At 66.7% G+C, this 13,981-nt stretch carries 10 protein-coding genes; 4 read left to right on the forward strand and 6 right to left on the reverse strand.

All coding sequences use genetic code 11. The features are described from left to right. Window positions 1–11: 11 nt before the first annotated feature. The 4 genes from F4827_RS17890 to purT form a co-directional block, all read right to left on the reverse strand. Complete coding sequence (locus F4827_RS17890; RefSeq protein WP_183725486.1) at window positions 12–1,658, reverse strand: acetolactate synthase large subunit; 1,647 nt, start codon at window positions 1,656–1,658, stop codon at window positions 12–14. A 124-nt stretch (window positions 1,659–1,782) separates the two neighbouring features. Continuing rightward, window positions 1,783–2,190 carry an MliC family protein gene (locus tag F4827_RS17895; protein WP_260175275.1) on the reverse strand — a complete coding sequence of 136 codons (408 nt, stop codon included), beginning with the start codon at window positions 2,188–2,190 and terminating at the stop codon, window positions 1,783–1,785. Window positions 2,191–2,262: 72 nt separating this feature from the next. Further along, window positions 2,263–2,451, reverse strand: coding sequence for a DUF6726 family protein (locus F4827_RS17900; protein ID WP_183725491.1), 189 nt, complete (start codon window positions 2,449–2,451; stop codon window positions 2,263–2,265). A gap of 219 nt (window positions 2,452–2,670) precedes the next feature. Next, a complete protein-coding gene (gene purT, locus F4827_RS17905) occupies window positions 2,671–3,894 on the reverse strand; it encodes a formate-dependent phosphoribosylglycinamide formyltransferase (protein WP_183725493.1) in 1,224 nt (407 codons plus the stop codon). Window positions 3,895–4,185: 291 nt separating this feature from the next. Here purT and F4827_RS17910 point away from each other — a divergent pair, with 291 nt between their 5' ends. Continuing rightward, a complete protein-coding gene (locus F4827_RS17910; protein ID WP_183725495.1) occupies window positions 4,186–4,812 on the forward strand; it encodes an META domain-containing protein in 627 nt (208 codons plus the stop codon). A gap of 31 nt (window positions 4,813–4,843) precedes the next feature. Here F4827_RS17910 and F4827_RS17915 read toward each other — a convergent pair whose 3' ends face one another. Then, window positions 4,844–5,089, reverse strand: a complete 246-nt coding sequence (locus F4827_RS17915) for a hypothetical protein (protein ID WP_183725497.1) — start codon at window positions 5,087–5,089, stop codon at window positions 4,844–4,846. On the opposite strand from F4827_RS17915, the gene F4827_RS17920 reads away from it, so the two are divergent. After that, a complete protein-coding gene (locus F4827_RS17920; RefSeq protein ID WP_183725499.1) occupies window positions 5,088–10,037 on the forward strand; it encodes a DNA translocase FtsK in 4,950 nt (1,649 codons plus the stop codon). The genes F4827_RS17915 and F4827_RS17920 overlap by 2 nt on opposite strands. Window positions 10,038–10,136: 99 nt before the next feature. Here F4827_RS17920 and F4827_RS17925 read toward each other — a convergent pair whose 3' ends face one another. Continuing rightward, on the reverse strand, window positions 10,137–11,363 hold the full coding sequence (locus tag F4827_RS17925) for a lactonase family protein (protein ID WP_409258812.1): 1,227 nt from the start codon (window positions 11,361–11,363) through the stop codon (window positions 10,137–10,139). A gap of 217 nt (window positions 11,364–11,580) precedes the next feature. Between F4827_RS17925 and F4827_RS17930 the strand changes: the two genes are divergently transcribed. Further along, window positions 11,581–11,730: a DUF3096 domain-containing protein gene (locus F4827_RS17930; RefSeq protein ID WP_103701522.1), complete on the forward strand. Its 150-nt coding sequence runs from the start codon at window positions 11,581–11,583 to the stop codon at window positions 11,728–11,730. A 233-nt stretch (window positions 11,731–11,963) separates the two neighbouring features. Further along, on the forward strand, window positions 11,964–13,862 hold the full coding sequence (locus tag F4827_RS17935; RefSeq protein ID WP_183725503.1) for a glycoside hydrolase family 15 protein: 1,899 nt from the start codon (window positions 11,964–11,966) through the stop codon (window positions 13,860–13,862). Window positions 13,863–13,981: the final 119 nt, after the last annotated feature.

Raw genomic sequence — 13,981 nt, forward strand, 5'->3', positions numbered from 1 at the left:
CAATGCGATGGTTAAAGCTGCGCGCTCAGCCGTTTGATCTCGCGATTGAGCACGCGCTCGTTGTCCGAGTAATCGATCGGCACGTCGATCACATGCACGCCGGGCTCGGCGAAACAGCGCGTGACCAGCGGCCCGAGTTCGTCCGCCGCCGTCACGCGATGCCCGTGCGCGCCATAACTGCGCGCGTAATCGACGAAATCGGGGTTCTGCAGCGTCATGCCGTAATCGGGGAAATTCATGTTTTCCTGCTTCCAGCGGATCATGCCAAAAGCGTCGTCACGCAGCAGCAGCACAACGATGTCGAGCTTCAGGCGCACCGCCGTCTCCAGTTCCTGCGAATTCATCATGAAGCCGCCGTCGCCGCATACCGCCACCACCTTGCGCTCGGGATGCACGATCTTGGTGGCGATGGCCGAAGGCAGACCCGCGCCCATCGAGGCCAGCGCGTTATCGAGCAGCACCGAATTCGGCTCGCGGGCCCGGTAGTAACGCGCGAACCAGATCTTGTACATGCCGTTGTCGAGACACAGGATGCCGTCCTCGGGCATTGCCTGATAGACATCGTGCACGAGCCGCACCGGATAGATCGGGAACCGTTCGTCGTGCTGCCCTTTGGCGAGATGGGCGTCGAAGTGGCGCTTGATCTCCTCGAAACGCGCGAAATCCCATTCGTGCTGGCGCGGCTTGAGCGCTTCCTTCAGTTGCCAGACAGCGTTGGCGATATCGCCCACCACTTCGATCTGCGGGAAATAGACGGGATCGACTTCCGCGCCCAGGAAGTTCACGTGGATCACGGTCTTGCCTTCGGCGCTGCGCATGAAGAACGGCGGCTTTTCGATCACGTCGTGGCCGACGTTGATGATGCAGTCGGCGTGCTCGATGGCGCGGTGCACGAAGTCGCCATCCGAGAGCGTGGCGTTGCCCAGCCACAGCGGATGCGACTCGTCGATCACGCCCTTGCCCATCTGCGTGGTGAAAAACGGGATGCCGGTCTGATCGACAAATTCGCGCAACACGTTGCGCGTGGTCTTGCGGTTGCCGCCCGCGCCGATCATCAGGACCGGATGGCGTGCCGAACAGATCGCCGCCACCGCATGCGCGACCGCTTTTTCCTCGGCAACCGGGCGGCGGCTAAAACTCTTGGGAATGGGCTTGCCGTCGCCCTCTTCATCGGCGACGTCCTCGGGCAACTCCAGATGCACCGCACCCGGGCGCTCCTGCTCGGCCTGCCGGAACGCCTCGCGCACGAGCGCCGGAATATTGCCGATGGAGACGATCTGGCGCGCGTATTTGGTGAGCGGCTCCATCATGCGCACCACGTCGACGATCTGGAAATGGCCCTGCTTGCTGGTTTTGATGGGCTTCTGGCCGGTGACCATCAGCATCGGCATGCCGCCCAGTTGCGCGTAGGCGGCGGCGGTCACGAAATTGGTCGCGCCGGGGCCAAGCGTGGCAAGACACACGCCCGTGCGTCCTGTCAGCCGCCCATAGGTGGCGGCCATGAAACCGGCGGCCTGCTCGTGGCGCGTAACAATCAGACGGATCTTCGAGCGCCGCAGCGACTCAAGCAGATCGAGATTTTCCTCGCCCGGAATGCCGAAGATGTACTCCACGCCCTCGGCTTCGAGCGCCCTCACGAACAGATCCGATGCCTTCATCGACCACCTCGCAGATAGGAGCGAGGGCCGCCGCCCATCGCATGGCCGACAGATTACTCCCGCAGGACGGAATGCGTCGCCAGGCGCGCAGGCGTGAAGGTGTGAAGGTGTGAGGGCGGCGGGACTAGCGCATGATCGTCGCGCAACCGGCGACGATGGGCTTGGCATTGGGGTCGGCCATGGTGTCGTAGAGATCGCCGCCGGGGCCTTTGGTCCACCACGCATAGCGGTCGCCGACATACTTCACGCCCGAGGCCGCCACCACGCCGACGAGCAGCATCTTGCGGCCGTCGACCGGCACGAGCGCGAAACTCTGGCCGTTGGACGCGTTGAAATAGCTGACCTTGAAGGTCTTGCCGCTGGCGCAGGTATAGCTGAAGGTCTGGCGCGACTGCACGTGGATGTCGCGCACGGCGAGCGGCGCGCCGCCATTGCCATTGCCCGATGCCGCATGTGCGGCCGGGACGGCAACTGCCGCGAGCGCGCTACAGAGCGCGAGGAAACGGGATACACCGCTGCGGGGATCGATCAAGGCGTACTCCTGAGGTGGCATACCAGTTGGAGCCGGTTGGAGCCGGTTGGGAGGAAAAATCGGAACCGCGGATCAAGGATCGATCACGTCGGCGCAGGCATCGGTGGGCGCCGCCGCGACGTGGCCGACCAGTGGCACGATCTTCAGTCCCGCCGACGCCACGCGGCAAGGCGCTGCCGCCAGCCCGCAACCCGACAACGCAAAAGCGCACGACAGCGCGCTCACCCAGCAAGCAAAACGAAACACACGCGACCTGCTCATCCTCACCTCCCTGCCTCTGCCGACACAATAAGCTGCGATACGCCGACGGCGTGTTGCGAGTGCGCGTCGACCGAGCGCGCGATTATCGGGCATATGCGGCGCGCGCGGCTTACGCGACATCAAGCTGCGCGCGCCTGGGCGGCGACCATGAGCGCCGCCGCGCGGCTTTACTTCGACGCTTTACTTCGACGCTTTACTTCGACGCTTTACTTCGACGCTTTACTTCGACGCCTCGGCCGCCACCGGACGCACCGCCGCCGCGGCGGCCCGCGCGCGTGCACGCGCTTCTTCGAGATCGGCGCCGGTCGCGAGCGCAACGCCCATGCGGCGCTTGACGAAGCTTTCCGGCTTGCCGAACAGGCGCAGGTCCGCGCCCGGCACGGCCAGCGCATCGGCGATGCCTTCGAAAGCGATGCCGCGCGCATCCATGCCACCGTAAATCACCGCCGATGCGCTCGGGCCGCGCGCCGTCGTATCGACGGGCAGACCGAGAATCGCGCGTGCGTGCAGTTCGAACTCCGAGAAGCGCTGCGAAGCCAGCGTGACCAGCCCCGTGTCATGCGGGCGCGGGCTGACTTCCGAAAACCACACTTCGTCGCCGCGCACAAACAGCTCGACGCCGAACAGACCACGCCCGCCCAGCGCCTCGGTAACCTTGTGGGCGATCTCGCGCGAGCGTTCCAGCGCCTTCGCGCTCATCGGCTGCGGCTGCCACGATTCGACGTAATCGCCGTCCACCTGCTTGTGGCCGATCGGGTCGCAGTAATACGTCTGCACCTGGCCGGTGCCCGAGTCGGTCGCGCGCACCGTCAACTGGGTGATTTCGTATTCGAAATCGATAAAGCCTTCGACGATCACGCGGCCATGATTGACGCGGCCGCCCGCAAGCGCGTATTGCCACGCGTGCTCGACATCGGCGTCGCTGCGCAGCACCGACTGCCCCTTGCCCGACGAGGACATCACCGGCTTCACCACGCACGGGTAACCCACCGTGGCGATGCCGGCCTTCAGTTGGTCGAGCGAATCGGCGAACGCATACGGCGAGGTCGGCAGACCGAGTTCCTCGGCGGCGAGACGGCGAATGCCTTCGCGGTTCATCGTGAGCTGGGCTGCACGCGCCGTGGGGATGACTTCGGCCACGCCTTCGGATTCGACCGCGGCCAGGGCATCGGTGGCGATGGCCTCGATTTCCGGCACCACGAGATGCGGACGCTCAGCGTCGATCAGCGCGCGCAGCGCCTTGGGATCGGCCATGTCGATGACGTGCGCGCGATGCGCGACCTGGTGGCCGGGCGCGTTCTCGTAACGGTCGACGGCGATCACCTCGACGCCAAGGCGCTGCAACGCGATGATCACTTCCTTGCCCAGCTCGCCAGCGCCGAGCAGCATGACACGGGTGGCGGAAGCGGAAAGCGGCGTGCCGATGCGGGGGCCGGTCTGCATGATGTCTCCAGAAATCACGGTGAAAAATGACGACGAGGCGCACGACGGGCGCGCGCTCCATGGATGACGCACGAATGCGAGGAAGCGTCGATGTTAACACGCGCACCCCATGCGTTTTGCCTGGCCGGATGGCCAATGCGGGTGCAATGCGGTCCATCGCCGCTGTTTCCAACTAACTGTTACAGGTGAAGGGCTTTCGCGCGAAGAAGTCACCCAATAGCGAACGTTTGCGCTCGCATGGCGTCTCCTGGTGCGTTACGCTTACGCCTTCGCCAGTTACGAGGAAATGCGATGTCCCACCGCTTGAGCACACGCCCCGCCGGGCAAACGATGACGCGCCTGCTCGCGTCGCGCGCGGCGCCGCTCGCGGCCGCCATCGGCGCAGCACTGATGCTTGCCGCATGCAAGCTGCCGGTTCACCAGGACGCTTCCGCACCCGCGCCCGACCCGTTCAATCCCGCCGCCACGCAGTTGCTCGACAACACGCAATGGCAGCTCGTCGAATGGAAGCGCGCCGACGGTACGCTGCGCGCCATTCCGGGCGCGAGCGCCGATGCCGGCGCGGCAGCCGCGCCGCCCGCGCGTCCGCTCACCCTCGATCTGTCCACGGCGAACGGCCAGCGCCGCGCCAGCGGCTTCTCGGGCTGCAACCGCTACATGGGCCGCTACACGCTCAAGAACGGCCTGCTGTCGTTCGACCAGCTCGCGGGCACGCGCATGGCGTGCGTCGGCGCGGGGGGCGAGATCGAAGGCCCGTATCTGGACGCGCTCGCGCATATCGCCCGCACCGGCGTGCAGATGCGCTCGCCGCAGGCGCTGCTGCTCATCCTGGAAAACGGCGATCACCTGACGTTTGCACAGGCTGGCGCAGCCGTCCCCGCGGCTGCCTCCGCGACGCAAGGTCAGCAGGGTCAGTGAAGCGCTAGCGCACTGCCCCGTAGCCGCGCGCTCATCCCGCGCGGCTGTTTTTTTGCTGCTGACTTTGCTGACGACTGCTGCTGCTTGCTCCTGCTTGCTCCGAATATTCGTCGCGTGTTTCCTTCGCGTTTTCCAGGTTTCCTGTCGACTGGCCGACTGCTTCCCTGACGATGCTCCCCCGCCAACGCGGCGCCGCGACAACGCGCATGGCGGCGCACCAGGGTCGAGCGGTTACACTCGACACCTTGCCCAAACTTTCATCGTAGATCTCTGGCATGCACACGGTAGTTCCTGGCTGGTTCGGCTTATCGGCCGTCTGGTTCATCCCTCTGATCTGGCGTCTCGTGAAGTCGGTGCTGCCCGGCGGCGCGGGACTGCGCGGCCCCGGCACGATCCGCCTGTGGCTCGGCTTTTTTTGCGTGCTGCTGTCGAGCTGCGCGCTCGAAGCCTCGCTCCTGAATATCGAGGGGTTCGACGCGCTCGGCCACGCGCTGGGTAGTGGCCTGAGCAAACTGATCGGCCACGTCGCCGCCCCGCTCGCGATGACGGCGCTGTTCTTCATCAGCCTGCCGTGGCTGATCGAGTTCCGCTGGCGCGACTTTTTCGTCTGGGCCGACGTCTCGCTCGGCCTTGGCCTGAACATCCGACCGTCCCATGACGACGACGAGGACGGCGAGCGCGTGTCGCGCCGCAGCCGCCGCGCGGCGCAGGACGGCGCGAAGGCGTCGGGCGCAGCGACCGGCATGAGCGCCGGGCTCGCGGGCCTGGGCAGTCTGGGTAGCGCGCTCGGACTGGGCGGCGGTCTCGCCGCGGGCGAAGGGCCGAATATCGGCTCGGGCGCAGGCACCCCCGCTCCGCACGACGACCCGCCGCGCAAGCGCCCGACGGTCTGGCGTCCGCAGATGCCGGGCAAGCGCGCGGCAGCGAGTGCTGCTGCAACGGGTGCATCAGCGGCGGGCGCGAATGCCGCGCAGGGCGCAGGCGCGGCACGCGCACCTGGCGTCGCGCCGACGGGCAATTCCCCGTGGCGCACCGAGCCGGATTTCGCTTCGCCGCCGCCGAGCCACTCGGCCGCGTGGGCGCGCAGCGAACCGACTGCGCCCGCTGGCTGGCTGCGCGGGGGCCAGGCTGGCCAATCCGGTCAAGCGGGCGCGATGGCTGGCGAGATTCGCCGTGGCGCGCCGATGCCGGCCGCCGCCGCGCCCTTCCCTGCCGATGTTCAGCGTCAGGCGATGACCGGTCTGGGCGGTGTCGCGGTGGCAGCCGCAGGTTCCGGCGCGCAAGGCGCGGCGATGGCGGGTGCCGCGATGGCTGGCGCTGCGGGCGGGACGCCGCCTTGGCGCGTTGCCCCCGCACGCCCCACGTCGGGCGGTGCCATGGCCGCGACGCCCGGCAGCACGCCGATTCGCGCACCTTCGATGCGCCCGCCGGCTCCTCCCACGCCGCTCGCGCCGCAAGCCGCAAAGGCTGCGCCGCTCGCGTCAACCGCTTCTGTGCCCGTCATGCCGCGCAGCGTTGCGCCGGCCATGGTCGATCCGATCGTTTCGCCCTATGCGAGCCCGGCTCCCGCGCGCCGCAGCGCGCCGCCGCCGGTCGCGGGCAGCACGGCCGCACGCGCGGCTGCCGCCGCCGCGCCGCAACCGCGCCACCAGGCCAAGCCAGCGCGCCCCTTCGTGTGGCCGACCAAAACGACGCCCAGCACCGCCGTACGCACGCCGACCCCTATCAGCCCGCAAATCGCCGCGCCGGTCACCGCACCGCTGGCCGAGGTCAGCCCAGTCACGCCCGCCTACTCGCGCCCGACCACGCCCGCGCCCGCCGCCGAACAGGCGCCGCTCTCCTCCAGCGTGCTCGAAACGCTGCGCTCGATCGAAGAGAACGCCGCGCGCTGGACGTCGCTGGCAGGCGCGAGCCTCGCGCGCCGCAACAGTGTCGATGAGCCGGTGGTGCAGGCCGACGCAGCGCCGGTCGCCAACGTTGCCGAGTCGCCGGCGGCGTCGCCTGAACTCGTGCAAGCGCCGCTGGCCGCGCCGCAGATTGCAGTGCCGGTTGACGTAGTGGATCACAGCGAGCACGTTGCCGCTGAAGTACCCGAAGCGCCTGCCCACACCCTCGCGGAACCGTCGAGCGCGGCCGGGCACGAACCCGCGCCTGAAGTTCGCGAAGCGCCGGTTGCATTGCCTGAAACCGTTCATACCGGGCCCGAGCCCGTTGCGACCGCGCAAGCGCAAGCACCGTCTATCGACACAAGCGAGGGCACGGCCCCCGATCTGCCCGATTTCCTCGTCGGTGCACAAGAGAATGAGCCTGCCCCCGCTGCGGAGCCTGCCGCGACCGAGGACACGCCGGTGAACTGGCCGAACTTCGACAACGGCATGCCGTGGGTGATGCTCGACGACGAACCGGTGGCCGACGAAGCCGAAGCCGAAGCGCCCGAGCCTGCGCTCGCGCACGTCGACACGGCGCAGGCCGTCGAGCGCGCACCGGAGCCCGAAGTCTCGCAACCGGAACCGGCGCTCGAGTCCGCCAGCAACATCGTGCGCTTCCCGCGCCTCGTGACGGCACTGGCGCAGGTCGCGCAACCGCAGGAGGCAATCGATGAACCGGCAATCGAGGAACCGGCAGTCGAAGCGCAGATTGCGCACGCGCCCGTGACGAGCATCGCAACGCCGCAGCCCGAAGTCGCTCCGCTGTTGCCTGCCGTCGACGCCTTCACTGCCGCATTCAGCGCTGCGCTGCCGACGTTCATTGCGAGAGCCGCCGAAGAGGAAGAAGCGAATGCCGCGGAAGAACCCAATGTCGAGGCCGATGCACCGGCCATCGTCGAAGCTCAGCCCTGCCCGGGCGTCGTGACCGCTGACGCGCCGCAAGTGCACGACGAAACGCCTGTTCACGAAGCCGTGCCGGTTGAAGAACCCGTCGCCTCTGACGTTGAACCGATTGAATCCGCACCGGCAGAACAAGAGCCCGAACCCGAGCCTCTCATTGCGCAAGCCAGCTTCGCGACCGAAGCGCCAGCTATCGAGCTGGTTCGTCCGGCCCCTGCTCCGGTTGAAAGCGCACCAGTCGAGCCGCAGCCAGTCAGCGAGCCGTTTGCCAACGCCGCGCCAGTCGCCGCAGCGGCCGCTGTTGAGTCCGTGGCAGCCGTCACGCCGGAAGCCGCGAGTGCGGCAATCGACGTGATTGCTCCAGCCATCGTTGCGCCCCAAACGGCTGCAGCCGCAACCGACGCGATCACGTCTGCAGTTCCTGCCGGTGCAAGCACCACCGAAGCTCTCGAAGTCGAGCTGGCCTCGCCTGCGTGGCACATGCCGATCATTCAGCCCCCAGGCGCAATCGAGCCGGGTTCGCCGGTCGTGCCGCCGTGGGAACAGGCACTCACGCCAGCAGCATCGGTCGAGCCACCAGCAGTCGTTCCCATCGCGCCGATCCCGCCTGCGCCCGCATGGCACCTTCCGCCGGAACCGGGCGCGGCGACCAGCTTCGCTCCGCTCGACCCTATCGTGCCGATTGCGCCGATTGCGCCGATTGCGCCGATCGCGCCCATCGCCCCGCCCGCAGGCCTCACGCCACCGTGGGAGCAAGCGCCCGCGCAGGCACCCGCGATTGCGCCCACGGCCTTAGCACCAGTCACATTTGCCGCACCTGCCGAAGCGCCGCCACCCGCGCCCACGGCAGAATCCGCACGCCAGCCGGTGCGCGGCCACGCGCCGACGTCGTTCGAATTCCAGCCGCTCAGCGCCTCGGCGGTCGAACTGCCGGGCTTCGATCTGCTGGAGCGCTCGTCGCAGGAAATCGAATACGTCTCCGAGGAAAAGCTCGCCGAAACCAGCCAGCTGATCGAGCAGCGCCTGCAGGAGTTCAAGGTGCCGGTCACGGTGGTCGGTGCGTCCGCGGGCCCGGTCATCACGCGCTTCGAAGTCGAGCCTGCACTGGGCGTGCGCGGCAGCCAGATCGTCGGCCTCATGAAGGATCTGTCGCGCGGCCTCGGCCTCACGTCGATCCGCGTGGTCGAAACGATTCCCGGCAAGACCTGCATGGGTCTCGAATTGCCCAACGCGCGCCGTCAGATGATTCGTCTGTCCGAGATCCTCGAATCGACGCCGTACCAGCGCTCGCAATCGAAGCTCACGATCGCGATGGGCAAGGACATCGTCGGCCTGCCGGTCGTCACCGATCTCGCCAAGGCGCCGCATATGCTGGTCGCGGGCACCACCGGGTCGGGCAAGTCGGTGGCGATCAACGCGATGATCCTTTCGCTGCTCTACAAGGCGACGCCCGAAGACGTGCGCCTCATCATGATCGACCCCAAGATGCTGGAGCTGTCCGTCTACGAAGGCATTCCGCATCTGCTCGCGCCGGTCGTGACCGACATGAAGCTCGCGGCCAACGCGCTCAACTGGTGCGTGGGCGAAATGGAAAAGCGCTACCGGCTGATGTCGGCGGTGGGCGTGCGCAATCTCGCCGGCTTCAACCAGAAGATCCGGGACGCCGAAGCCAACGAGCGCAAGATCGGCAACCCGTTCTCGCTCACGCCGGAAGCGCCCGAGCCACTCTCGCCGCTGCCGATGATCGTCGTGGTGATCGACGAACTCGCCGACCTGATGATGGTCGCGGGCAAGAAGATCGAAGAACTGATCGCGCGCCTCGCGCAGAAGGCCCGCGCGGCGGGCATCCACCTGATTCTCGCCACCCAGCGTCCGTCGGTGGACGTCATCACGGGTCTCATCAAGGCGAACATTCCGACGCGCGTGGCGTTCCAGGTGTCGTCGAAAATCGACTCGCGCACGATTCTCGACCAGATGGGTGCGGAATCGCTGCTCGGTCAGGGCGATATGCTGTTCCTGCCGCCGGGTACGGGCTATCCGCAGCGCATCCACGGCGCATTCGTCGCCGACGAGGAAGTGCATGCGGTGGTCGAGTATCTGAAACAGTTCGGCGAGCCGGAATACGTCGACGGCATTCTCGACGGCCCGGCTGGCGAAGGCGCGCCGCAAGACCTGTTCGGCGAGTCGCCCGAGGCCGAAGCCGATCCGCTTTACGACGAAGCCGTCGCGTTCGTCGTGCGCACGCGGCGCGCGTCGATCTCATCGGTGCAGCGTCAGTTGCGCATCGGCTATAACCGCGCGGCCCGGCTGGTCGAACAGATGGAAGCGGCGGGCCTTGTCTCGCCGATGGGCATCAACGGCAGCCGCGAAGTGCTCGTGCCGGGGCAGCCGGAATAAACCGCCTCGTCTGAAGCTGCAAAGAAAAACGCCGCGTGGAGCTGATCCACGCGGCGTTTTTTGTCAGCAGGCTGATGGCTAACGACTAACGCGAGCGCATCAAGGCGTCACGAACTTGAAGTCGACCGGCGAACCGATGTCGATCTTCTTCGGATTCGCTTCGAGCAAACCCGTTTCCTGATCGCGGCGGAACACATACATCGTATCGCTGTTCTGGTTGCCGACGATCAGCCACTGCCCAGTCGGGTCGATGGCGAACTCGCGCGGCGCCTTGCCAAGGCTCGCCTGCCGGCCGACGCGCTTGAGCTTGCCGCTCGTCTGATCGACCGCGAAGATCGAAATGTCGTTGGCGTCGCCGCGATTCGAGACATACAGGAACTTGCCGTCCGGCGAAAGATGCAGCGCCGCTGCGCCCACCGCGCCCTTGAAGTCGGGGTCCGCCAGCTTCTCGACCTGTTCGAGCTTGAGGCGGCCGTCGTCATAGTTGTACACGCTCACGGTGCCCGAGAGTTCGCTCGTCAGGTACGCGTGACGGCCGTCGTTGCCGAACACGAGGTGACGCGGGCCGCTGCCCGCCTTCACGTCGGTGTAGCGCCACTCGGCCGGGCTCACCAGGCCGCGCGTGCCGTCCGGCGTGTAGCGGTAGGTCCAGAGCTTGTCCGTGCCCAGATCCTGCGTGAACAGATAACGGCCATCCGGCGAGAACACCGTCGAATGCACGTGCGCGTTGTCCTGGCGCCCCTTCACCGGGCCGCCGCCTTCGTGATGCACGCTCAGCACCGACTGGCCGAGCTTGCCGTCGGGTTCAACCGGCAAGACGGCGAAGCTGCCGCCCGGATCGGCCGCCACCGAATAGTTGGCAACGAACAGATACTTGCCGTCCGGCGACAGGCTCAGGTAGCACGGATCGTTGCCCTGGGCCGAGACCTTGTCGAGAAAGGTGAGCTGGCCGCTCGCGGCATCGAAGCCGAATGCGCTCACGTCGCCGCGCGTGGTGGCCGGGCCGTTGTCGCCGGGCAGTTCGTTCACCGCGTAGACGAAGCGCTTGTCGTGGCTCACGACCAGGTAGGACGGATTCACCGTCTTCGCGACGCTCACCTGCTGCGCGTCGCCCGTCTTCGAGTCGAAGCGGTAGACATAGAGGCCTTCGCTCTTGCCGCCCGTATAGGTGCCGACGATCAGATCGTAGACGCCGTTGGCGGCGGTCGCTGCACCCGCGCCGGATTGCGCGAACGCCTGGGGAGCGGCAACGGATGCGGCGGCTGTGGCCATCATGGCAATACCCTTGATGATCTGATGAACGAGCCCGCGCTTGCGCGTCTGCATGGGCACGGCGATTGCGGCTGCATGGCCTTGAAACATGTCGACCTCCTTTCTTCTTGTCGAACTGTCGAATCTGGAGCTGACCGGCGGCGCGCAAGCCTTGTTCAACGCGGTTTGCGCGAGCCGGATCTTATGAGGGTTGGAAGGCAAGTATACGAGAGGTTGCGCGCCATCGCGCTCCCGGCGCGCATCGCGCGACCTCGCCCACCAAGGAGTGAAGATGAATATCCATGTCGCCATCGGCCCGCTTGTCGCGCTCATCGCCGGCATTCTGATTCTGGTTGTGCCGCGCCTGCTCAACTACATCGTTGCGCTCTATCTCATCATCATCGGCATCATTGGTCTGTTTGGCACAGGCGGGCATTTTTGAGCGACGCGCGCGCCGCCGTTGGCCCACCGTGATGCGCATGCGCGCGCCCTGAGCGGCGCGCCGCGAAAGCTCCCGCAGCCTTGGCCTGCGTGCGCCGGCGAGCCTTGCGCCGCGAAACGCGTTGCGCATTCGGCCCCGCAGCCACTACTCTTGTGCGTGCATGCGCTGTCGCCGTAAGTCGACGCTCCCGATCGACTCATCTACCGCAACAAGAAGCTGTCAATCCGCTTACCATGCCCGCACTCATCGAAGACTATGCATTGATCGGCGACGGCCACACGGCCGCGCTTGTGTCCCGCGAAGGTTCCATCGACTGGCTCTGCTGGCCGCGTTTCGACTCGGGCGCCTGCTTCGCGGCACTGCTCGGCGACGAGAAAAACGGCCGCTGGCAGATCGCTCCCGCACCCACTCCCACTTCCGCTCTCGCCGCCGACGGCACGCCGACAACCACCGCTGCCGCGAAGATCACCGCCACGCGCCGCTATCGCGGCGAGACACTGATCCTCGAAACGGATTTCGAAACGCCCGAAGGCGCGGTCACGCTGATCGATTTCATGCCGCCCGGCAATGGCTGGACCGAGCTCGTGCGCATCGTGGTGGGCCGCCGCGGCACCGTGCGGATGAAATGCGATCTGGTGCTGCGCTTCGACTACGGCTTTTCGGTGCCATGGGTCAGCCGTCTGACCTACGAAAGCGGCATCAAGGCGACCGTCGGCCCGGACACCATCGTGCTGCGCACGCCGGTCGACCTCGAAGGCGAGAACATGCGCACCGTCGCCGAATTCGAGGTCAAGGAAGGCGAGCGCGTGCCGTTCTCGATGGCCTATGCACCCTCGCATCTGCGTCTGCCGCCGCCGCGCGATCCGTTCACTGCGCTCGCGCGCACCGAAAACTTCTGGGAGGAATGGGCCGCCCGCGGCACCGTCGAGGGCCGCTGGGCCGCGCCGATCCGCCGCTCGCTCATCACGCTCAAGGCGCTGGCCTACGAGCCCACCGGCGGCATCGTCGCCGCGCCCACCACCTCGCTGCCCGAGCAACTGGGCGGCACGCGCAACTGGGACTACCGCTATTGCTGGCTGCGCGACGCCACCATCACCCTGCTCGCCATGATGCGAGGCGGCTACTACGACGAAGCGCGCGCCTGGCGTGCATGGCTGGGCCGCGTGATGGCCGGTTCGCCCTCGCAATTGCAGATCATGTACGGCATCGCGGGCGAGCGCCGCCTGCCCGAGATCGAGCTCGACTGGCTGCCGGGCTACGAGAATTCGAAGCCCGTGCGCGTGGGCAACAACGCGGTCGGGCAACTACAGCTCGACGTCTACGGCGAAGTGATGAACGCGTTGCACCTCGCGCGCGTGGGCGGGCTGCAAGCCGACGACACCGCCTGGTCGATCCAGTGCGCGATGCTCGAACACCTCGAAACGATCTGGACCGAGCCGGACGAAGGCATCTGGGAAACGCGCGGCGGACGCCAGCATTTCACCTTCTCGAAGGTGATGGCGTGGGTCGCCTTCGACCGTTGCGTGCGCAGCGCCGAAAAGTTCGATCTGCCCGGCCCGCTTGCTCACTGGCGCGAGTTGCGCGAAACCATCCATGCGCAGATCTGCGAGCGCAGCTTCAACAAGGAGTTGAATTCCTTCACGCAGATCTACGGCGGCACCGACCTCGACGCCAGCCTGCTGCTCATGCCGCTGGTGGGCTTCCTGCCCGCCGACGACCCGCGCATCGCGGGCACCGTCGCGGCCATCGAGCGCGATCTCATGTGTGAAGGTTTTGTGATGCGCTATCGCACCACCGAGTTCAACGACGGCCTGCCGCCCGGCGAAGGCACCTTCCTCGCCTGCAGTTTCTGGATGGTCGACAACCTCGCGCTCCAGGGCCGCATGGACGATGCGCGCAAGATGTACGAGCGCCTGCTCGCGCTCGCCAACGACGTCGGCCTGCTGGCCGAGGAATACGATCCGGTCGAAGGCCGCCTTGTGGGAAATTTCCCACAGGCCTTCTCGCACGTTGCGCTCGTTCACACCGGCCTGAACCTGATGCGTCATGAGCAGCAAATGGCCAGCGAGACCGGCCATCCCGAGGGCGTGCCGCCGCTGGAAGCCGATTTCGAGGCTGCCGCGTCATCGTGAGGATGGCGCGCAGTCAGGATCAGAAAGGACTGAACGACGCGTCAACGCAGGAACACGCCGACACGTTTGTAGGAGGTGCGCTAAACTTGACTTGCTGCGTTGCACAACGTTCTGGGGTC

Origin of the sequence: Paraburkholderia bannensis, from assembly GCF_014200455.1 — a bacterium.
GTDB classification, from domain to species: Bacteria; Pseudomonadota; Gammaproteobacteria; order Burkholderiales; family Burkholderiaceae; genus Paraburkholderia; species Paraburkholderia bannensis_A.

Coding starts and splice junctions, on each gene's coding strand:
- F4827_RS17930 (WP_103701522.1), top strand. CDS start 11,581: ATGAATATCCATGTCGCCATCGGCCCGCTTGTCGCGCTCATCGCCGGC.
- F4827_RS17890 (WP_183725486.1), bottom strand. CDS start 1,658: ATGAAGGCATCGGATCTGTTCGTGAGGGCGCTCGAAGCCGAGGGCGTG.
- F4827_RS17900 (WP_183725491.1), bottom strand. CDS start 2,451: ATGAGCAGGTCGCGTGTGTTTCGTTTTGCTTGCTGGGTGAGCGCGCTG.
- F4827_RS17935 (WP_183725503.1), top strand. CDS start 11,964: ATGCCCGCACTCATCGAAGACTATGCATTGATCGGCGACGGCCACACG.
- purT (WP_183725493.1), bottom strand. CDS start 3,894: ATGCAGACCGGCCCCCGCATCGGCACGCCGCTTTCCGCTTCCGCCACC.
- F4827_RS17915 (WP_183725497.1), bottom strand. CDS start 5,089: ATGCCAGAGATCTACGATGAAAGTTTGGGCAAGGTGTCGAGTGTAACC.
- F4827_RS17910 (WP_183725495.1), top strand. CDS start 4,186: ATGTCCCACCGCTTGAGCACACGCCCCGCCGGGCAAACGATGACGCGC.
- F4827_RS17920 (WP_183725499.1), top strand. CDS start 5,088: ATGCACACGGTAGTTCCTGGCTGGTTCGGCTTATCGGCCGTCTGGTTC.
- F4827_RS17925 (WP_409258812.1), bottom strand. CDS start 11,363: ATGCAGACGCGCAAGCGCGGGCTCGTTCATCAGATCATCAAGGGTATT.